The organism is Exiguobacterium sp. s121 (assembly GCF_018617245.1).
Taxonomy (GTDB): Bacteria; Bacillota; Bacilli; order Exiguobacteriales; family Exiguobacteriaceae; genus Exiguobacterium; species Exiguobacterium profundum.
Genome location: NZ_JACSJV010000001.1, coordinates 1,669,621 through 1,689,235 on the forward strand (window position 1 = coordinate 1,669,621; position 19,615 = coordinate 1,689,235).

The following is a 19,615-nucleotide window of genomic DNA, read 5'->3' on the forward strand; positions in this document are numbered from 1 at the left end:
TCTTATCCCTCCATCATTAGAAGTGCTGGGTCTTCGAGCAAGCGTTTCACCATGTTAAGAGCGTTTTGTGCAGTCGCACCGTCGATGAGGCGGTGGTCAAAGCTGAATGAAAGTGCAAGTACTGGCGCAGCAACGATTTCACCGTTCTTCACGACAGCTTTCTCAGCGATACGGCCGATACCGAGAATCGCAACTTCTGGGTGGTTGATGACAGGTGTGAACCATTGTCCACCAGCTGAACCGATGTTTGTGATTGTGATCGATCCGCCTTTCATGTCTTCCCCAGCGAGCTTACCTTCACGAGCTTTACCTGCAAGTTCGTTAATGTTTGTAGCAAGTGCATAGATTGATTTACGGTCTGCATCTTTTACGACTGGTACAACGAGTCCGTTGTCCGTGTCAGCTGCAATCCCGATGTTGTAGTAGTTTTTGTAGACGATTTCTTCGTTCACGTCATCGATTGAAGCGTTGATTGTTGGGAATGCTTTCGCTGCAGCAGTCAATGCTTTCACGACGAATGGCAAGTACGTGAGTTTCACGCCTTGGTCAGCCGCGACTTGTTTGAAATCTTTACGGAGTGCAACGAGTTTTGTAACGTCGACTTCGTCCATGAGTGTAACGTGTGGTGCAGTGTGTTTCGAGTTAACCATAGCTTTCGAGATGGCTTTACGGATTCCACGGATTTTCTCACGTGTTTCAAGTTCAGGAGTCGCTGACTCGTAAGGCTTGATTTCCGTTTTCGCAGCTGCTGCTGGTGCTACAGATTCTGTTTTCTCTGTTGTAGCTTCTGCAGACGGTGCTTCGCCGTTCGCGAATGCATCGATGTCTTCTTTCAATACACGGCCGTTGTCGCCAGAACCGTTTACTTCACGGATGTCGACACCTTTTTCACGTGCATATTTACGGACAGATGGCATAGCGATAACACGCTCAGATTTGTGAAGTTGAACGTCGCGTGGCGCGTCTTCTTTCACATCTTCTTTTACGTCTTCTGTCTTCTCTTCTGCTTTCGGTTGTTCAGGTGTTTCTTCTTCACCTGCTGGTGCGTCGCCTTCGATGTCAAACGTAATGAGGACGTCGCCGACTACAGCAACTGTACCTTCAGAAACTTTAACTTCTTTGACTGTACCGTCGACTGGAGCTGGGATTTCAACGACTGCTTTGTCGTTTTGTACTTCTAAAAGAACATCGTCCTCTTTGACCGTATCCCCTGCTTTTACGAACCACTTGACGATTTCACCTTCGTGAATACCTTCACCGATATCTGGTAATTTAAATTCAAATACTGCCACTGGTTTTTCCTCCCATCAATTCATCATGTAAACACGACAAGGGAGACAATTCTCCCTCATCGTTTATTCGACACGATCTTAGAAGTTCACAACTTCCTTAACTTTTGCAACGACATCTTTATGGTCAGGTAACCACATGTCTTCACCTTGTGCGAATGCGAAGACTGTGTCTGGTGCAGTTACTCGAAGAACTGGTGCTTCGAGGTGAAGAATTGCGCGCTCTTGAATTTCAGTTACAACGTTCGCTGCGATACCTGCTTGACGTTGTGCTTCTTGAACGACGATCGCACGACCTGTTTTCTTAACAGACTCTACGATTGTGTCGATATCAAGCGGGCTCACTGTCATGAGGTCGATTACTTCAACGTTGATGTTTTCTTTTTCAAGTTCTTCCGCTGCTTTAAGTGAAGTATGCACCATCGCACCGTAAGTGATGATTGAAACGTCTGTACCTTCACGTTTCACATCTGCTTTACCGAGTTCGATTGTGTAATCACCTTCAGGTACTTCGCCACGGAATGAACGATACAATTTCATGTGCTCGAGGAACACGACTGGGTCGTTGTCACGGATTGACGCGATCAACAAACCTTTTGCATCGTAAGGAGTTGATGGAATAACAACTTTAAGACCAGGTGTCTGAGCCATCAAGCCTTCAAGGCTGTCCGCGTGAAGCTCAGGTGTCTTAACTCCACCACCGAATGGTGAACGGATTGTGATTGGTTGGCTGTAAGCGCCGCCTGAACGGTAACGCATACGTGCCATTTGAGCTGCGATTGAGTCGAAAACTTCGAATACGAATCCGAAGAATTGAACTTCCATAATCGGACGGAATCCAGTAAGACCTAGACCGATCGCAAGACCACCAATCCCTGATTCAGCGAGTGGCGTGTCGAAGACACGGTCTTCGCCGAGCTCGTCTTGGAGACCTTCCGTCGCGCGGAATACCCCACCGTTTTTACCAACGTCTTCTCCGAAAAGAAGTACTTTCTCGTCGCGTTTCATTTCAACGCGCATCGCATCAGTAATCGCTTGGATCATTGTCATTTGAGCCATAACTTACTTCGACTCCTTTGCAGTATATTCTTCAAGCTGTTCTTTCAAGTTTGAAGGAAGTTCTTCGAACATGTTGTTGATGAAGTCCGAAACTTTTTGTTTTGGTTCTTTGTCTGCTTGGCTGATTGCTTCTTTCACGTCAGCTTTCGCTTGCTCGATCACTTCGTTCTCCATGTCTTCGTTCCAGAGTTTCTTGTTCTCAAGGAAGAGACGGAAACGTACGAGTGGATCTTTTTCTTGATACTCTGTGTCGAGTTCTTTTGTACGGTAACGTGTTGGGTCATCCCCAGCGAGCGTATGTGGTCCGTAACGGTAAGTGAGTGACTCGATAAGTGTCGGTGTTCCCTCGAGTGCGTCGACGCGAGCTTGTTGAGTCGCTGCGAGCACTGCAAGAACGTCCATTCCATCTACTTGAATTCCGTTGATTCCAGCTGCAACAGCTTTTTGCGCGATCGTTTTAGCTGCAGTTTGCTTTTCAACAGGAGTTGAGATAGCGAAACGGTTGTTTTGAACGACGAAGATTGCTGGTGATTTGAATGCACCTGCAAAGTTCAATCCTTCGTAGAAGTCACCTTGTGATGAGCCACCGTCACCTGTGTAAGTAATGGCGACATTTTTGTTGCCGTTGCGTTTGAGGCCCATTGCCACACCCGCAGTTTGAATGATTTGTGCACCGATGATGATTTGTGGCATCAATACGTTGACACCTTCAGGGATGCGGTTTCCCGCCACGTGTCCACGTGAGAACAAGAACGCTTGATAAAGCGGAAGTCCGTGGAATACGAGTTGTGGGATATCACGGTATCCTGGAAGGATCCAGTCCTCTTTGTCGAGCGCGTATTGCGTCCCGATCATCGTCGCCTCTTGACCTGCCACTGGCGCGTAGAATCCTAAGCGACCTTGACGGTTAAGTGAGATGGCGCGTTGGTCCCAGATTCGAGTATAGACCATGCGGCGCATGAGTTCCTGAAGTTGCTCGTCCGTTAGGTCAGGCATTGCGTCTTGGTTGACGACCTCACCCTTCTCGTCGAGAATACGGAACGTTTGGAAGTTTTCTTCCACGTTTTGAAGTACCTGAACGTTGTTCATTCGTTTCACCTCATCCTTTCAACTATGAGACAATTGTCTTTTTTGTGATCAAACACTATCTCAAATCTTACGTGTATCTGTCCAAAAAAGCAATCTGTATTAACGTGATTCAGAAAAGTTATCCTCTCCTGACGTTTCCTTGTTAGTATAAAACGGGTTGTTTCAATAACGCAAAAAATATGCTTACCGAAATAAAACGCTTACATTCAAGGGATATGACATCCTTTTCACCACTGTATTATTTTCATTTCACCTTCTGTACCATCCACATTCCTTCCTGTTTAAATATGATATAATCAATCATATAAGTTCGATAGAAAGGAAGTTGTGTATGTTAACCATGAAAGATGTCATCCGCGAAGGAGACGAGCGACTTCGCGCGCGTTCAGCCGAAGTTTCGATTCCGCCAACAACAGAAGATTTGGCGTTACTCGACGAGATGGAGACGTTTCTTGTCAATAGTCAAGACCCAGAGATGAGCGAGAAATACGAGTTACGAGGTGGTGTCGGAATCGCCGCACCTCAACTCGGTGTAAATCGCCGTTTCTTCACAGTATTGCTACAAGAAGAGGAAGAGACGTTTAAACTCTCCATCTTCAATCCTAAAATTACAAGTCATTCCGTCGAACAGACATTTTTGAATGGCGGCGAAGGCTGTCTATCGGTCGATCGCGTGGTCAAAGGAAATGTACCTCGTTTTCGTCGAATCACGTTAGAAGGGTTCGACCGCGAGGGGAAGCCGATTAAGCTTCGTCTGCGCGGAATGCGCGCTGTCGTATGTCAGCACGAGCTCGATCATTTAGACGGGATCATGTTCTATGACCGGATCAATATGTCGAACCCGTTAGAAACATACGGCGAACCGATTTAACATGTTTAGTTCGAGAAAAAGGGCACTGTTGTTACTATTCCCATTTTTATTTCTTTTAATCGGTGGATGTGTGCGAATCAATTATGATGCGACCGTCCACTATGACCAATCTGTTTCGCTTGAAACGACTTACGCGTTCCGTGATCATCCAGTCATGAAATTGCTCAATCTCAGACTCGACTGGGATACGTGGAAAGAGCAAGCAGAAGCGAACGGATATGAGACGGAAGATTATTCGAGTCCTGATGACTACGAAGGCATGGTCTTAAAGAAGACATTTAAAAATGTGGACGAGTTGCAACAGATTAAAGAGGAATGGAAAACGGGACCAGCCGGTATTTTAGTCCCTCCGGATATTCAGTTCGACATCGAACAACAGGAAGGCATTTGGTTTGATTCATATACACTCCAAACCAATCTCGACCTCCGACTCGATCGGGTCGACTTACCCGGTGTTGAACTAACCGGCTCCCCCAAAAAATTGGCTGAACGATATATCCGCCAAGCCGACATTCGCTTTAACTTGACTGTTCCGACCGGCGTATTCGTTGAGGATGGAACTGGCCTAGACCTCCGTTCTATGAAACATGTCGAGTGGCAAGTCTACGGCGGTCGGCAAAATAACGTGAAGCTAGTTGCCCATGTACCGAACGTCAACGCTTGGATCGTGACGGGAATCGTTCTGATTGCAGCGGCCGTATTGACTTACTTCATTTGGCGCAAATATCGTCGGAATGTTGGCAACCCAAAAGAGACATCCATTCGTTCACGTCTCCTCGGACTGTTGATCGTCTCACTTTCACTTGCTCTCATCATCGTCACCTTCCGACAAGAGTTGACGAACGAGCGTCAATCCGAGGCGATACGTCAAGCTTCTCAAACGAATGAGTTCATCCCTACGTTTGCAGTTCATGGACTACTCGGGACAGACCGGACGTTCCTCCGCTTCTCTCAAGCGATGGAACAAAGTGGTCAAGCGACTGACGGGGCGCTTTGTACCGTGACTGTCAAAGGCAAGACCGACTGTGAAATATATGATTTTAGTTCAACTCGTCCGATTGTCCGAATCGAGTTCGAAGATGCAGAGGCTTCTTTAAACAATCAGACAAAGTGGTTGAATGCAGCCATTGAAACATATAAAAAAACGAGAAATCGATCATTCGATCGGATGTATATCATTGGCCATAGCATGGGTGGCGTAGCCGCTGCCAACTATATCCTGAATCAAGAGACATACATCGTCGATAAGTTTGTGACGTTCGATAGCCCGTTCGGCGGGACGCGCCTTGCAAACTTCGGTTTATCTGCCAGTAACTTCGGCATTAATACCGGAAGCCCTGCCATCCGTGATTTGTCCCCTAACTCAGACGGACTGCAAGCATTCCAGTCTAAACTCGAGACATGGCCGAGGTCCGTTCAGGTACTCTCCTTCTCTGGACGAGGTGGCGAATTCAATTTGATTGAGCCGGCAAGTTCGCTGTTACTTGAAGAGTATACGAATAACATTCAGACAGAAACTGTGCCGTACGACCATTTCTCGCTTCACCGTAAAAGTGACGTCTTGAAAGAGACCGGGAAATTCTTATATGAATACACGAATGAGTTTAATCCAATCGAGACGAACTAACGTCAAAACAGCTATCCCCAAACTTTGAGGATAGCTGTTTTTTAATAGGTCATCGTCCATGTGACTTTTTGGAGCCAATACATCATATACTTTCCGAGCGGGAGATCCGTTTGAATCTCATCATATGCTACCGTATACGCGCCGTTCTCATTGTTCCATAGACGATTAAAATACTCGTCCACCTCATCAAAGAAGGCTGTATCCACTTCTCCTGTCACTTCGACGTCTGCCTCTAGGTTGTAATCGTTCATGTTCCGGGTCGTATAGTTCCCCGATCCTAAGACAACGGTTTTCTCCTCACCATCTACATAGAGGATTTTTGGATGATATTGTTCCTTACCGACATCATACCAGCGAATCTCGATATGCTCCGGGTTGACGGTGTTCAGTTCTGCCGTCACCGGTAAGTTCGGTAACCCTGATTTCGATCGACCGAACGCATTCGTGTTCGGATCGAGGATCAAGTTCACAGTCACCCCGCGCCCTGCGGCATCCTCGATTGCTTGGATGATATTCCGGTCTGCCAAATAAAACATTCCGATCCAAATGGTGTCTCCATCGTCCGCCCCATTCATTGCATCGAGCACTGATTCTTGAATTTTCCCTTCGGTGACGTAACGAATCTCCATTGGTGCCTCACTCGGCGCATTTTCAATCTTCGACAACGCTTCATCATCAGGGAATCGGCGTGCATCTCCTTTCGAGAACGTCGCGACCGCTTGCTCACCTTCAACGATTTCTTTTAAAATCGGTCCTTTTAAATGGACACCGACATTCGAGTGGTATCCGCTAGCGTCATGTGGATTGGCGGATAGTACAAATCCCTCATTTTCAGTGACCATCACCTTCCGATGGTTCGCTTTGATGTTGAGCAACCTCAAATAAGCACGAACCGTAATGTCCGGTGCCGAAGAGGCCATCGGATTCGGCAACCAGCCGGATTGACTATCACCGAACCATTGAAGCGCCATTCGATAAAACGTGGAGTAAAGAATATTTGGGTCACGAAGTTCGTCGAGATTTGTGTACACGACTTCTACCCCTGCCTCCTCCAGTACATCGAAGTGGTCGGAAACGTGCCCGTTATAAGTCGTATTGATATCGTCTGTAATAAAAACGACTTTCAAGTCCGGATATCGCTCCATTTGCTCAAGCAATGTCGATGACAGGCGCGATGTGATGTCCGGATATTGTCGGTCTTCATTCGAATAAGGATTGAATAAGAAAAAGTCCATGACGATGTATTCTTTTGCCTCACGTATTGCTCGTTCAACTTCACTAAATATCTCTTGTTCGACAATCTCCGTATCTTCCCCTTGATAGGTCAAATCGTGGAGAAAATCGATTTGGTCATCTGTGATGAGATATGGTTCAGATTGTCTCGACACGCCTTCCGGTAATGGTTTGACTTGATGATATACGAGCGTGATGAGAAAAATGACCGCTACGATTGCAGCTCCCCATTTCGGCCACCCTTTCTTCCCCTTTTCCTTCGCCATAAGCTCCCCCTCCTCATTTGCTGGTGAAAAAAACGAGCCGTAGTCTCCTACAGCCCGTCAAATCATACTTCCATAATAATCGGCAGGACCATCGGGTGTCTCCGCGTCTTTTGTGCCAAATAAGGTGTAAGGGTGTCTGAGACGAGTTGTTTCATCTCCGACCACTTCATCTGCTTATTGGACAATCCTTGTTCGACGGTTTTCTTCAACAATCGTTCGCCGTCACGAATCAGACTACCTGATTCACGCATATAGACGAATCCACGTGAGATGATATCTGGTCCTGAGACGAGTTTGCGCGTCTTGCCATCGATGCTGATGACGACGACAACGAGTCCATCTTCAGACAGAATTCGGCGATCCCTTAATACTATATTCCCGATATCACCAATTCCATTCCCATCGATATACACAGCGTTCGCAGAAATTTTGCCAGTGACCGCAGCCGACTCCGAGTCGACAGCAAGCACTTCACCATTATCCATAACGAAACTGTTCTCTTTCGGGATTCCTACCGATTCAGCAAGCTCAGCATGCTTTTTCAACATGCGGTACTCACCGTGAATCGGCATGAAGAATTTTGGATTCAACAGACGAATCATCAATAACTGCTCTTGTTGCGAACCATGACCTGATGTATGAATGTTCGTCAACTTACCGTAGACAACATCCGCTCCCGCTTTATACAACTGGTCAATCGTCTTCCCGACGGAGATGGCATTTCCTGGGATTGGAGAAGAAGAAAAGATGACCGTATCCCCAGGAATGATTGACACTTGACGATGGGTACCATTCGCAATACGGCTGAGCGCTGCCATCGGTTCCCCTTGCGAGCCGGTACAAAGAATCGCGATTCCATTCGGGTCGTAGTGACGCATTTGATTCGCCTCAATGATCATCCCTTTCGGAACGTTGATGAAACCGAGTTCTTGTCCAATCGTCATGACTTTCTCCATCGAACGACCGAAAATCATGAGATGGCGACCTGTCTCGGCACACGCATCGACCACTTGTTGCAAGCGATAGATGTTCGATGCGAATGTTGCAAAGATGATTCGACCATCCGCTTTCCGGAACGTTTCACTAATCGTCCCACCGACAACGCTCTCACTCATCGTGAAGCCTTCCACTTCTGCATTTGTCGAATCGGACAAGAGACAAAGCACGCCTTCTTTTCCGATTTCCGCCATCTTGGCGAGGTCTGCCGGCTCACCTACCGGAGTGAAGTCGAACTTGAAGTCACCCGTATGGACGATGTTCCCTTGTGGCGTCTTGACGACGACACCGAGTGAGTTCGGAATCGAGTGCGTCGTGCGGAAGAACGAGATGCTCGTCTTGCGGAACTTGATGAGTGAATCCTCATCAATCTCATGGAGTTCCGCCTCACGAAGCAACCCATGCTCCTCAAGTTTAACTTTAATCAATCCGAGCGCGAGCTTCGTCGCGTAAATCGGCAATTGCACTTGCTTCAATAAGAATGGAATTCCCCCGATGTGGTCTTCGTGACCGTGAGTGATGAATACCCCTTTTACTTTGTCCTTGTTTTTAATCAGGTACGAGTAATCAGGAATCACATAGTCGATTCCAAGCAAGTCATCCTCTGGGAACATGATTCCCGCATCGATGACGATGATTTCATCTTGGAATTGAACAACATATGTGTTCTTCCCGATTTCTCCGAGTCCGCCCAATGCGAACACGGCTGTTTGGTGGTTCTTAACAAACTTCATTTAATCTCTCCTTACTTCAATTATTAATACATCTATGTGAAACATAAGTGATTCTCGAATATGCCCGTAAGATTCTTTTTTCATTATAGCTCATATCATGACAATATTTCACTAACGATGTGATATTCGTGGTAGTTTCCCTATTTCGTGTTATCCTTTTAGTGGGTTCAGAAAACATATTTTTTAGATAAAGAGAAAGAATGGTGAATCAAATGGAAGATCAAAAGGTTGTTTTCTTCGACATTGACGGCACGCTTTTACATGAAGGTAGTTATATACCGCCTTCCACGATTTCAGCAATTCAGGCATTGCGAGAAAACGGCGTCGAGACATTCATCGCGACGGGACGAGGACCGGCCATGCTATCCGATATCCCAGAACGTGTCGGGATTGATAGTCTTGTTTGCTATAACGGTCAGATTGTCGTGCATAAAGGTGAAATCGTCTATCGTAACACGCTTTCAAAAGATGCACTCGGCCGATTGACGACGCACGCCGCTTCAAATGATCATACTCTCGTCTATTTGGGACAAGACCGTGGTGGTGCTTCAAGACCGAATGATGCCATCGTCAAACAATCGCTCGGTGAACTCGACATGCCGATTCCTTCATTCGAACCGAACTTCCATACAGAAGAAGATGTGTATCAGACGTTACTGTATTGCACGCCTGAAGACGAGCATCATTATATCAACGCCTACCGTGAGTTCGATTTTATCCGTTGGCATCCTCATGCAATGGACGTGATCAACAAAGGGGCCAGTAAGGCAGATGGCATCCGTCACTTTATTGAGACCAATGGCTACCGTCTTGAGAATACGTACGCTTTCGGAGATGCGTTGAACGACTTGGCCATGCTTCAGTATGTAGGTACTGGAATCGCCATGGGCAATGGTCGCACCGAAACGAAAGACGTGGCGGATTTTGTCACGAAATCCATCCTTGAAGATGGAATCGAGTACGGCTTGAAAGCGATGAAACTCATTTAAAAAAGACCTCTTGGAGTCAAACCGTCGAGTTGGATCAATCGATTCAACGATCGCGGCATCGCTCCAAAGGTCTTTTTTTTATCTCGAACGAAGTGTACGCTCTAGTCTATCCAAATCGGTATCCTTCCCGATGATAATCAAAATATCTTCCGATAAAATCATCTCATCCGCTTGAGGAGAAATCAGGACATCATCATCGCGACGAATCGCCACGATGTTCACCCCGTACTTCGCCCGCAAGTCCAAATCGATGAGTGATTTGTTAGATAACTTGTCCGATGCTTTTATTTCGACAATCGAATGTTCATTCGATAATTCGAGGTAGTCGAGGATACTTTGGCTCATCAATCCATTCGCAATTCGAACGCCCATGTCACGCTCCGGGTGGACGATATTGTCTGCCCCAATTCGACGAAGTACTTTTTCATGGTAATCGTTTGTTGCTTTCACCGTGATGATTTGAACACCAAGTTCCTTTAAAATCAACGTCGTCAAAATAGAAGCTTGAATATTCTCCCCGATGGCGACGATGACATGTTCAAAGTTACGAATCCCCAAACTCTTCAACACATTTTCATCTGTTGTATCGGCGATCACGGCATGGGTTGCCAATCCCATAAACTCATTGACACGCTCCTCATCTGAATCGATGGCGAGGACGTCATATCCATTTGAAGACAATTCACGGACGATCGACCCACCAAATCGTCCTAATCCGATGACTGCAAATTCACCTGTCATGATGCTACATCCCTTTCCTACACATGTTCACTTCTTGATTCTTCGTTCAGTGTAACTGATTCCACTTCAAAACTCTATACAAAATACAAAACGGGATTCCCTTTAAATAAAGGAAATCCCGTTCTCGCCATTATGCTTTTCCACTCGAGCGTTTCCCTCGTACGTAGTCGTTGTCAAACAAGAACAAACGGAGCAAGAGGTAGAGTGCCGGAACGAGTAGGAGCAATCCTAAGATGAACACGATGACAAGCGCCACCGCCATCGACTCGTTGACGACACTTCCATTAATGTCGATGTACGGATACAGGATGTAAGGTAAGTGAGAATATCCGTATCCGAACCATGCCATGAAGAACTGTCCCATGACCATCAAGAAGGCAACCCCGTAATTTCGTTTCATATACACGAAGGAGACGGCGATGACGAAGAACAAGAAGCTCATCGCAAACCACCACCAGTTCCCTCCTAGGATACTTTCGTAATGCCACGCAGCTTGCGACTTCAATCCAAAGAAGACGAGACCCGATGCGATAATCGTCGGGACGCTCCAGAATAGAGCCCATTTCCGAACGAGTTCTACGGCATTTTGGTCACGTGCCTTGTCCGCGTAGAACAAGAGGAACATGGCACTAATATAGAGGACGGAGACAATCGCCAAGATGACGACCGTCCAGGAGTAGAAGTTGGTGAACAACTTCGCTCCGTCAAAGAAGACCCCGTTCTCTGTTTCCGTGATGAAACCTCCTTGGCTGACAGTCAGTACCGTCGACATCGAAGCTGGGATGAGTAATCCCGTCGCTCCATAAAGGAACATATAGAGCGTGCTTTCCTTTGAGCCATAGTTAGCGAACGCATAAAAACTACCACGAATCGCAAGCAGAATTAACACGACAGACGCTGGAACGAGCAATGCCGTACCATAGTAATAAGCGGTGTCCGGAAAGAATCCGACAATCCCGACAAAGAAGAAAACGAAGAATACGTTCGTCACTTCCCATGTCGGTGACAAATACCGTTTGACGAGTCGGTTCACTAAGTGATCACGTTTCGTATAGCGGCTATAGAAAGCGAAGAAGCCTGCACCGAAGTCAATCGATGCGACGATGAGATAGCCGTATAGGAACGTCCATAAGACGGCAATCCCTAATTCTTGAATTTGCATGTCATACCCTCCGATCACACTTCATCCGCAAACATCGCTTCACCACGATGCTCGGATTGTTTTAGTTCTTTCCCTACCGGATTCTCTTTGAACAGGCGTGATAGGACAACCACAGTCACTGTTCCAAGTACCGCGTAGAGGATCGCGAAAGCGACAAGCATCCAACCGACGTTCGCTGAAGTCGTAGCTGCCTCACTCGTACGCATTAACTCATATAACGCCCAAGGTTGACGACCAAATTCAGCGAAGAACCACCCAAACTCAATCGCTGCCATGGCTAGCGGTCCACCGGCTGCAATCGCAAAGAGCATCGGCTTGCTGAACTGGTTCAAACGTTTAATATAGCGGCCGAGTACAAACAGGAAGGAGATGAGTGCGAGAAGCATCCCAATTCCGACCATCGCATCAAATAGATAGTGAACGAAGAGCGGCGGTTGATCTTTTTTCGCAAACTCATTGAGACCCGTCACCTCGTAGTTCGGGACTCCACCTGCAAGAATAGAGAGCGCGTAAGGAATCTTCAAGGCGCCTCGGACTTCATAGCCACCTTGACCATCATCTTCTAACCATCCACCCAAAATCAATTCAGCCTCGGAGGAGGTTTCGAAATGCCATTCTGCCGCGGCTAATTTATCTGGTTGGTACTGAGCCAAATATTTACCTGAGAAGTCACCGACGAGCGCTGTCGCAATCGCAAAGATCAAAGCGACCGTCATCGTCAGACGGAGACCTTTCTTGTGATATTCAATCGACATCTTGTCGAGTTGATTTCGACGTTGACGTAACAACTGAACGGCTGCAATCGCAGCTAGAATGAACGCGGATGTTAAAATAGCTGAAGTCAACACGTGTGCCATTTTAGTCGGCATAGCCGGACTGAACATCGCCTCGAGTGGGCTGACATTTGCCAATCGACCATCGACAATATCAAACCCTACAGGCTGGTTCATAAAACTGTTTACCGTTGTGATAAAGAACCCTGAGAACAATGCACCGACTGCAACCGGTATCCCGAGAAGCATGTGGTGCCACGGATTTTTAAATCGATCCCACGTGTACAAGTAAATACCAAGGAAAATCGCTTCAAAGAAGAAGGCGAACGTTTCCATGAAAAGCGGGAGCGCAATCGTTTGACCCGCAACGCGCATCAAATTCGGCCAGAGAAGTGAAAGCTGCAGACCGATGGCCGTACCTGTCACAACCCCAACTGCTACCGTCACGACATAGCCACGCGACCAACGGCGAGCCATGAGCGTGTATTTCGGGTCTTTTTTACGTATTCCTAAAAATTCTGCCAATAAAATTAAAAGTGGAACCCCGACGCCGAGTGTGGCAAAAATCACATGAAAACCTAATGTGAGTGCCGTCAATGCTCGACTCATCAGGACAGGATCTTGAAACATCTATTGATTACCTCCTATCTCTCTCTATCGCTTCGAACCCATGTATGAAACGACAATCACAGATGAATACCCTTCGATACTTACATCATAATGATTTTATATTGCGCTGTAATGTCTCAATGCTCGAGTTCGCAAAATGTTCACATTTGAGCAATCGCCACAAAATCGTCGCTTTACATGAATAAATCTTTCCCTTTTTCACCCTCGTTCACTCCTTTTCGGGCACACTAAAAGCGGACTCAATCGAGACCGCTTCATGTTATTGAATCATGACATTACGGAAGTAGTGGTCGAATAAATCGATGGCTACTTCAATCGAACGTTCATCCGGGTTGAGTGTCGATTGATGAAGTCCTGATCCCATATCGTTTACGCCTAACCAAACCATGAATCCAGGGACCTGTTTCAACATATATCCAAAATCTTCACCCGTCATGGCAGGGACACACGTTTTATAAGAATAGCCGACCTCTTCCACCGCTTCCTCGAATTGATAGAGGTAACGTTCGTCATTGACGACCTCGTGATAGCGATTACCAAATTCAAGGTCAATCTGAACGTTATACGTCATCTCGACACCGGCAATGATTTGACGAATCCGGCTTTCAAGCACGACCATTTCTTTGTCGGACAATGCACGGACCGTCCCATCCAATTTGGCCGTATCAGCGATGATATTTTCTTTCGTTCCTGCTGCGACTTTTCCGATACTGACGACCGCACTTCCCATCGGGTCAATGTTCCGTGACACAATCGTTTGCAGTTGCATGATGAGGGCGGCCTGAACGATAACAGCGTCAATCCCTGCGTGAGGGAAAGCACCATGCCCCCCTTTTCCATGAATGGTGATATGAAGCTCTCGCGCACTCGCAAACAACACGCCCGGTCTTGAAGCGACCATGCCGACAGGATATTCAGGCGCGACATGCAAGCCGAACAGTGCATCCGGCCGGAAGTGATAGAACAATTCTGATTTCGCCATCGGTTCGGCTCCTCCCGGGCCCTCTTCGGCCGGTTGGAAAAAGACGACAAGGTGATGGTTAAGCGGTTCCTCGACCGCTCGTTTAATTAACCCAAGCGCGATCGACATGTGCACATCATGTCCGCATGCATGCATCATTCCTTCGTGAATCGATGCGAATTCTAGCCCCGTCTCTTCCGTGATGGGCAGTCCATCCATATCAGCTCGATATCCAATCGTCTTCTCACCGACGAGACCATCTACCCGGACGAAAAGACCTGTTCGCCAGTGTGTGATGTGAACACGTGGTGAATCGAGCGATCGAATCAATTGCTCAAGTGTCGCTTGTGTTTTGAACTCTTCATATCCGGCTTCCGGAATTAAATGCAGCTGTCTTCTCGCTTCAATTGCCCAATTCATCATTCAGTCTCCTTCGTAATTTCTTCAACGATCTTCCAAAACGCTTGAACTTGCGCCAACTCCAACATCGATTCTGTCGAAAGCATCCATGTGTCCCGTACGAGTGGCACACCACCCGACGACGTCAATGGAATCTTATTCATCTCATTCACATCTTTGATGGTCGATTCAGGGAGAATCGCGAACCCGATTCCGTGTAACGCCATCTGTTTGCATGTCTCGATTTGATCGACGACCAGCGTCGTCAGAGGTGGACTCGAAAACCGTTCCTGCCACCACTCTAATATTTCCTGGTAATAAGTCGAGTCACTCTTGAATTGAATAAACGAGCGCTCATTGTTTTTTAGTTGGGAGAGGTCGGTCATTTTTAGATCGACCAAATGCAAGGAATCGGAGAACAACTTCATCCGTTCTCCTCGCCAATCAGGATTCCCTCGAATGATTCCGATATGAAAATTCTCTTCGAGCATATAACGCATCATTTCGCTCGACCATCCGGTGACCAATTTGACACGGACAGACGGATAGCGTTCAACGAACGTCTTCAATACCTTGGGTAACCAATATTGTCCCATGATAGAGGCGACGGCAATTTTCAACGTCCCGTACACTTCCCCTTGGTTGGCAGTCAGTTCACCCCTCAGTTCTTGTTCTTCGCTGTACATCTTTTTGGCGAACTCGATGATTTTCTCCCCATCTGGCGTCAATGCGAGCCCTCTTGTGGAGCGAACGAAAATCTTCTTTCCCCACTGATGTTCGATGGTCACGAGCCGTTGACTGAGCGCTGGTTGTGAGACAAACAACCGCTCGGCTGCTTTCCGCATATTCAATTCTTCCGCAAGAATAATTAACACTTCTACTTCCGAAACTTGCATCACGTCACCTGTTTCTCTATCGTTTGAAAGATTGTATACTGAATAAGTATTTGTTTCAATGTATCATATCATGTTTAATCATCAATTTGATTGTTAGGAGGAAATCTGATGCAACGTCATCATTTCGCCTTTATCGTTGCGACCGTCGCGACGCTCGGCAGCCTTTATTTTTCAGAGATCATGCTCTTTTTACCTTGTAAGTTGTGTTGGTTCCAACGCATCTTTATGTATCCACTAGCCATCTACTACTTGACTATCATGTTGACTGCACGAGACGTCAACCGCTTGTTCGTAGGGATTATGGCCGGTGCCGGATGGTGTATCAGTCTGTATCACGTTATTTTAGAACGTATCCCGAACGGTGAAGCCTTCTGTACGAACGACTGCCTGATTCGTTGGGTCAACTATTTTGGATTCGTCACCATCCCACTCCTCAGTTTTATCGCCTTTACCTGCATCCTGATCGTTCAGTTCGTACCGCTTAAGAAAGCGTAAGACAACAAAGGAGAAGCTGTCTCGAGACAGCTCCTCCTTTTTTCATTGCCACCATTCGTCGTACAACGAGGCAGGCATGTGATGCTTGTGGCGTGAACGTTTAAAAATTGTCTCGATTCGCTCGGCGATTGTTGGGTCGATTGTCTTCCCTTCCAAATAGTCGTCCAGCTGATCATACGTCATACCGAGTGCGACTTCGTCAGGAAGTCCAGGGCGACCATCTTCAAGGTCAGCCGTCGGCACCTTATAAATCACACGCTCATGCGCTTCAAGTTCATGGAGAAGTGCTTTCCCTTGACGTTTGTTCAAACCGGTCAACGGTGTGAGGTCACAAGCTCCGTCACCGTGTTTTGTATAAAATCCTGTCACATATTCCGCAGCATGATCCGTTCCGACCACAAGGGCACCGAATGTTGCCGCGATATCGTATTGTGCCTTCATCCGCTCACGTGCCTTCGTATTCCCTTTATGGAAGTCACTCAATTCGAGACCCGTTGCACGGTTAAACGCTTCAACCGATGCGTCAACAGCAGGCTTAATGTTGACAGTGAACGATTTGTCCGGACGAATGAACTCAAGCGCAAGTTGCGCGTCATGCTCATCGTGTTGCTCACCATATGGCAATCTGATCGCATAAAATGTATACTCGCCACCCGTTTCTTCACGAAGCTCTTCCATGGCGAGTTGACATAGCTTTCCGGCAAGGCTTGAGTCTTGCCCACCTGAGATACCTAGGACGAGTCCTTTCGCACCGGCTCGTTTCACATATGCTTTCAAAAAGTCGATGCGTTGACGAATTTCTTCTTTCGGGTTGATGGTCGGTTTGACATGTGTTGATTCAATGATATGTTGTTGCATGGATTGCCCTCCCACTATGCTCTCATTTTGCTTTATTGTCTGATAATCCTTATACCCCGTCAACTAGCGTCTCAAAAAGAAAGACGGAAACAACAGTTTCCGCCATGGCTTTATTGAACTTTAAATGATGTGACCTCTCCACCGATTGGTGTCATTTCTAAGAACAACGGTTGATCTTTCGCCGGTGCTTCATCGAGCAATACCCCAAACGTGAAGCCACCGCCGGTCACTTCGGCTGCGCCTTGAGCGTAAATATTGTGTCCGTCTGACACAGACCACTCGAACTCGACTTCATCCGTATACCCGCTCACTTGAATCATCGTGTCATTCAAATCAATTTGTACATCGCGGAACGCACCGTCCGATTGCGGCTCTGTTGCTGGTGTTTCTTCCGGTGTTTCTGATGTACCTTCATCCGGAGTTTCTGTTGCAGCAGATTCAACCGTGAACGTCGTCTCATCTGTCACAGCAATTTCAGGTGCCCCATCAACTTGACCGAGCCCAATCACTTCGACCGAATATTCGCCAGCCTCTAATTCATCTAACAGGAAGACCTCATCGAAGATCTTTTGTTCATCCGCTGCCCACTTTTCTTCGATAATCGATTCCGTGAACATAAATTCGCTACCATAATCAAACACGATTTTGTCACCTTGTTTGATAATCAACTGATAGCGCTGTGACGTATTGAATGTCACATCCACGGCTTCCTCATTTGGGTTCGTCATTTTGATTGTTGCTGATAATGCTTGGGCTACTGAATCGTATGCCATTTCCGTGTCGAGCGTCAATGGAGCCGGTGGTTCAGACGAATCACTGTTTACTTGACTCGGTTTCGCCTCTTCTTTCCCACATCCCGCTACGACTAATAAGATTGCCGTCACTACGGCGAGCAACCAAGTTTTCTTCATGGATCCCACTCTCCTCAACAAAATAAAAAACGTCTATAGCACTAGTGTATACAATGTGCAGACGTTTGTAATGATTTCCCTTATATTATTTACCTTTTTTACGAAACTTTAGTTTGTTCCATGTATTGTTGCCAACCGGTCATGAACAATGAATCTGCGATATCGAGATCAGACCGGACTTGAGCCGTGACAGAGAACGTCTCACTGTGCATCGATTCAAACGTGACGACCATCGTTTCTCCTACTACTTCCTTATAAGCTACAAGTTCAGGCGTTTCTGCAAACAATATCATAAGTATGGCTCCTTTGTTCATCTGTGATAAATCTAGTGTACCAATCTGAAACCAAGATATATGTCCTATCGTTCGACAGCATAACAATGACATTTTACCTATTGTCGAAACGTTTACATCAAATGTTAGTCAATTGGGGAAATGTGCATGTGTTTTTGTGAAAAAAAGGAGCAATCCGCAATGCAGATGCTCCTCTTTACCTTAAATTGTAAATCAAAATGATTCGACACATGTCGAACGAAACCTCATTTCGAGCGGTTCGAAATTTGTTGCCATACCGTCCCGAGTGCTGTCTCGCCGCTCGTGATCCGCTCTTTCGCAAGTCGCGCTTGTAAAGAGACCTCGAACTCGCGATCTTCCTCCGCGATTGACAAGGCAGGTACAGCCCGTTCATCTCCACAATCGAATAAGAAACGAGCCGCTCGCCAACGTACGAGTTTGTTTTTATCTTTCAGCGCCTCAATCATTGAAGGTTGTGACTGAGGTAATGCCCAATCGGAGACCGTATCCCCAGCTGTTCGTCGCACAATAGGAGAAGCGTCCACTAAAGCTTGTTCAATATATGTGACATATTCCTCACGTCGTTCTTCAAACATCCCGATCATGACGACCGCTTGTCGACGAATTGCCATCACGGAATCTTCCAAGGCACGACGGAAATAGGGCATATTCTCATGATGGATTTCGAGTTCATCCAGGAATGCCATCCGATCTTTCCAATTTTCCGACTGCAAATGGTTCGCGTTTGCCTCAAAATCTGCTTCACGACCAAACGCACGGGCCACGATCCGTTCGATGCGCTCTTCAGGATACGCCGCTTCCAATTCTTCTTGCGCGATGACACTGACTTCATCCAATTCACCATAGCGTGGGGCTTGCTCTACCCAACGACGGTCTTGAATGACATTCTTCACTTGTGCTTGAACTTCCATCGCTGCATCGACAAATCGTTTCGACAGCCCGATTCGTTTTTCTTCGTCCCCTTTGACGAGTTTTAATTGCATCGGTACATCGAGCACGAACTGGACGGATACATGGACTGGTTCATAGTCCGTATCCATCTTTGTGGATTCGACTTCCTCAACTTGTTCCCCGAACGCCCGTCGGATTTCATTCATGACGTCATGCCAATCATGTTTCGGATGTCGCTCGACAGCGAGAAAATCAGACACGGCGTAAACGGATTTGACGCCTCGAAGCCCAATGATTTCTTGAATGATGGCTGGGGCATCCGTACTCGCTTTATCGTACGTTATGCCTCTCCCTTCGAACGGAGGGTCCACAATGATTTTCAAGTTATTCGGACTTGGTGTCGGTTCGATTGCTACTAGTTTCATCCTCAT

General features: G+C 46.8%; 18 protein-coding genes. 4 read left to right on the forward strand and 14 right to left on the reverse strand.

Features of this window, described 5'->3' with window-relative positions:
• Positions 1-2: 2 nt before the first annotated feature.
• From KOG47_RS08605 to pdhA, 3 genes are all read right to left on the reverse strand, one after another.
• A complete protein-coding gene (locus KOG47_RS08605; RefSeq protein WP_015881260.1) occupies positions 3-1,292 on the reverse strand; it encodes a dihydrolipoamide acetyltransferase family protein in 1,290 nt (429 codons plus the stop codon).
• Positions 1,293-1,370: 78 nt separating this feature from the next.
• Entirely contained in the window at positions 1,371-2,348 is a 978-nt protein-coding gene (locus KOG47_RS08610; protein WP_074034993.1) for an alpha-ketoacid dehydrogenase subunit beta, read from the reverse strand.
• A 3-nt stretch (positions 2,349-2,351) separates the two neighbouring features.
• Entirely contained in the window at positions 2,352-3,437 is a 1,086-nt protein-coding gene (gene pdhA / locus KOG47_RS08615) for a pyruvate dehydrogenase (acetyl-transferring) E1 component subunit alpha (RefSeq protein WP_015881258.1), read from the reverse strand.
• 331 nt (positions 3,438-3,768) lie between these two features.
• On the opposite strand from pdhA, the gene def reads away from it, so the two are divergent.
• Positions 3,769-4,308: a peptide deformylase gene (gene def, locus KOG47_RS08620; RefSeq protein ID WP_214691101.1), complete on the forward strand. Its 540-nt coding sequence runs from the start codon at positions 3,769-3,771 to the stop codon at positions 4,306-4,308.
• A 1-nt stretch (position 4,309) separates the two neighbouring features.
• Positions 4,310-5,935: an alpha/beta hydrolase gene (locus tag KOG47_RS08625; protein ID WP_074037380.1), complete on the forward strand. Its 1,626-nt coding sequence runs from the start codon at positions 4,310-4,312 to the stop codon at positions 5,933-5,935.
• Positions 5,936-5,976: 41 nt separating this feature from the next.
• Here KOG47_RS08625 and KOG47_RS08630 read toward each other — a convergent pair whose 3' ends face one another.
• Complete coding sequence (locus KOG47_RS08630; RefSeq protein WP_215244078.1) at positions 5,977-7,434, reverse strand: phospholipase D family protein; 1,458 nt, start codon at positions 7,432-7,434, stop codon at positions 5,977-5,979.
• Between the two features lie 62 nt (positions 7,435-7,496).
• On the reverse strand, positions 7,497-9,164 hold the full coding sequence (rnjA, locus tag KOG47_RS08635) for a ribonuclease J1 (RefSeq protein WP_215244079.1): 1,668 nt from the start codon (positions 9,162-9,164) through the stop codon (positions 7,497-7,499).
• Between the two features lie 200 nt (positions 9,165-9,364).
• Between rnjA and KOG47_RS08640 the strand changes: the two genes are divergently transcribed.
• Positions 9,365-10,153, forward strand: coding sequence for a Cof-type HAD-IIB family hydrolase (locus KOG47_RS08640; RefSeq protein WP_201302237.1), 789 nt, complete (start codon positions 9,365-9,367; stop codon positions 10,151-10,153).
• 78 nt (positions 10,154-10,231) lie between these two features.
• Here the strand turns inward: KOG47_RS08640 and KOG47_RS08645 are convergent, their stop codons facing one another.
• The 5 genes from KOG47_RS08645 to KOG47_RS08665 all read right to left on the reverse strand — a co-directional run bounded on the left by KOG47_RS08645 (position 10,232) and on the right by KOG47_RS08665 (position 15,715).
• The gene (locus KOG47_RS08645; protein ID WP_015881252.1) at positions 10,232-10,894 is read right to left on the reverse strand and encodes a potassium channel family protein; all 663 of its coding nucleotides are present in this window, start codon (positions 10,892-10,894) and stop codon (positions 10,232-10,234) included.
• Positions 10,895-11,024: 130 nt separating this feature from the next.
• Positions 11,025-12,056 (reverse strand): cytochrome d ubiquinol oxidase subunit II, encoded by a 1,032-nt coding sequence (locus tag KOG47_RS08650; protein WP_215244080.1) that lies wholly within the window; start codon positions 12,054-12,056, stop codon positions 11,025-11,027.
• A gap of 14 nt (positions 12,057-12,070) precedes the next feature.
• Positions 12,071-13,459 (reverse strand): cytochrome ubiquinol oxidase subunit I, encoded by a 1,389-nt coding sequence (locus KOG47_RS08655; protein WP_215244081.1) that lies wholly within the window; start codon positions 13,457-13,459, stop codon positions 12,071-12,073.
• Between the two features lie 259 nt (positions 13,460-13,718).
• A complete protein-coding gene (locus KOG47_RS08660; protein ID WP_074037384.1) occupies positions 13,719-14,840 on the reverse strand; it encodes an N-acetyldiaminopimelate deacetylase in 1,122 nt (373 codons plus the stop codon).
• Positions 14,840-15,715, reverse strand: a complete 876-nt coding sequence (locus KOG47_RS08665; RefSeq protein WP_074037386.1) for a transcriptional regulator CcpC — start codon at positions 15,713-15,715, stop codon at positions 14,840-14,842. The genes KOG47_RS08660 and KOG47_RS08665 overlap by 1 nt, the downstream gene beginning before the upstream one ends.
• Before the next feature lie 108 nt (positions 15,716-15,823).
• On the opposite strand from KOG47_RS08665, the gene KOG47_RS08670 reads away from it, so the two are divergent.
• Complete coding sequence (locus tag KOG47_RS08670; protein ID WP_159562030.1) at positions 15,824-16,210, forward strand: disulfide bond formation protein B; 387 nt, start codon at positions 15,824-15,826, stop codon at positions 16,208-16,210.
• A gap of 42 nt (positions 16,211-16,252) precedes the next feature.
• Here the strand turns inward: KOG47_RS08670 and nadE are convergent, their stop codons facing one another.
• The 4 genes from nadE to KOG47_RS08690 form a co-directional block, all read right to left on the reverse strand.
• The gene (gene nadE / locus KOG47_RS08675) at positions 16,253-17,068 is read right to left on the reverse strand and encodes an ammonia-dependent NAD(+) synthetase (protein ID WP_074037388.1); all 816 of its coding nucleotides are present in this window, start codon (positions 17,066-17,068) and stop codon (positions 16,253-16,255) included.
• A gap of 110 nt (positions 17,069-17,178) precedes the next feature.
• Positions 17,179-17,979, reverse strand: coding sequence for a BsuPI-related putative proteinase inhibitor (locus tag KOG47_RS08680; RefSeq protein WP_214691104.1), 801 nt, complete (start codon positions 17,977-17,979; stop codon positions 17,179-17,181).
• 98 nt (positions 17,980-18,077) lie between these two features.
• Positions 18,078-18,272: a hypothetical protein gene (locus KOG47_RS08685; RefSeq protein WP_074037391.1), complete on the reverse strand. Its 195-nt coding sequence runs from the start codon at positions 18,270-18,272 to the stop codon at positions 18,078-18,080.
• Positions 18,273-18,517: 245 nt separating this feature from the next.
• Positions 18,518-19,609, reverse strand: coding sequence for a virulence factor (locus KOG47_RS08690; RefSeq protein WP_074037949.1), 1,092 nt, complete (start codon positions 19,607-19,609; stop codon positions 18,518-18,520).
• Positions 19,610-19,615 lie beyond the last annotated feature (6 nt).

Coding starts and splice junctions, on each gene's coding strand:
- KOG47_RS08610 (WP_074034993.1), bottom strand. CDS start 2,348: ATGGCTCAAATGACAATGATCCAAGCGATTACTGATGCGATGCGCGTT.
- pdhA (WP_015881258.1), bottom strand. CDS start 3,437: ATGAACAACGTTCAGGTACTTCAAAACGTGGAAGAAAACTTCCAAACG.
- def (WP_214691101.1), top strand. CDS start 3,769: ATGTTAACCATGAAAGATGTCATCCGCGAAGGAGACGAGCGACTTCGC.
- KOG47_RS08625 (WP_074037380.1), top strand. CDS start 4,310: ATGTTTAGTTCGAGAAAAAGGGCACTGTTGTTACTATTCCCATTTTTA.
- KOG47_RS08630 (WP_215244078.1), bottom strand. CDS start 7,434: ATGGCGAAGGAAAAGGGGAAGAAAGGGTGGCCGAAATGGGGAGCTGCA.
- rnjA (WP_215244079.1), bottom strand. CDS start 9,164: ATGAAGTTTGTTAAGAACCACCAAACAGCCGTGTTCGCATTGGGCGGA.
- KOG47_RS08640 (WP_201302237.1), top strand. CDS start 9,365: ATGGTGAATCAAATGGAAGATCAAAAGGTTGTTTTCTTCGACATTGAC.
- KOG47_RS08645 (WP_015881252.1), bottom strand. CDS start 10,894: ATGACAGGTGAATTTGCAGTCATCGGATTAGGACGATTTGGTGGGTCG.
- KOG47_RS08650 (WP_215244080.1), bottom strand. CDS start 12,056: ATGCAAATTCAAGAATTAGGGATTGCCGTCTTATGGACGTTCCTATAC.
- KOG47_RS08655 (WP_215244081.1), bottom strand. CDS start 13,459: ATGTTTCAAGATCCTGTCCTGATGAGTCGAGCATTGACGGCACTCACA.
- KOG47_RS08660 (WP_074037384.1), bottom strand. CDS start 14,840: ATGAATTGGGCAATTGAAGCGAGAAGACAGCTGCATTTAATTCCGGAA.
- KOG47_RS08665 (WP_074037386.1), bottom strand. CDS start 15,715: ATGCAAGTTTCGGAAGTAGAAGTGTTAATTATTCTTGCGGAAGAATTG.
- KOG47_RS08670 (WP_159562030.1), top strand. CDS start 15,824: ATGCAACGTCATCATTTCGCCTTTATCGTTGCGACCGTCGCGACGCTC.
- nadE (WP_074037388.1), bottom strand. CDS start 17,068: ATGCAACAACATATCATTGAATCAACACATGTCAAACCGACCATCAAC.
- KOG47_RS08680 (WP_214691104.1), bottom strand. CDS start 17,979: ATGAAGAAAACTTGGTTGCTCGCCGTAGTGACGGCAATCTTATTAGTC.
- KOG47_RS08685 (WP_074037391.1), bottom strand. CDS start 18,272: ATGATATTGTTTGCAGAAACGCCTGAACTTGTAGCTTATAAGGAAGTA.
- KOG47_RS08690 (WP_074037949.1), bottom strand. CDS start 19,609: ATGAAACTAGTAGCAATCGAACCGACACCAAGTCCGAATAACTTGAAA.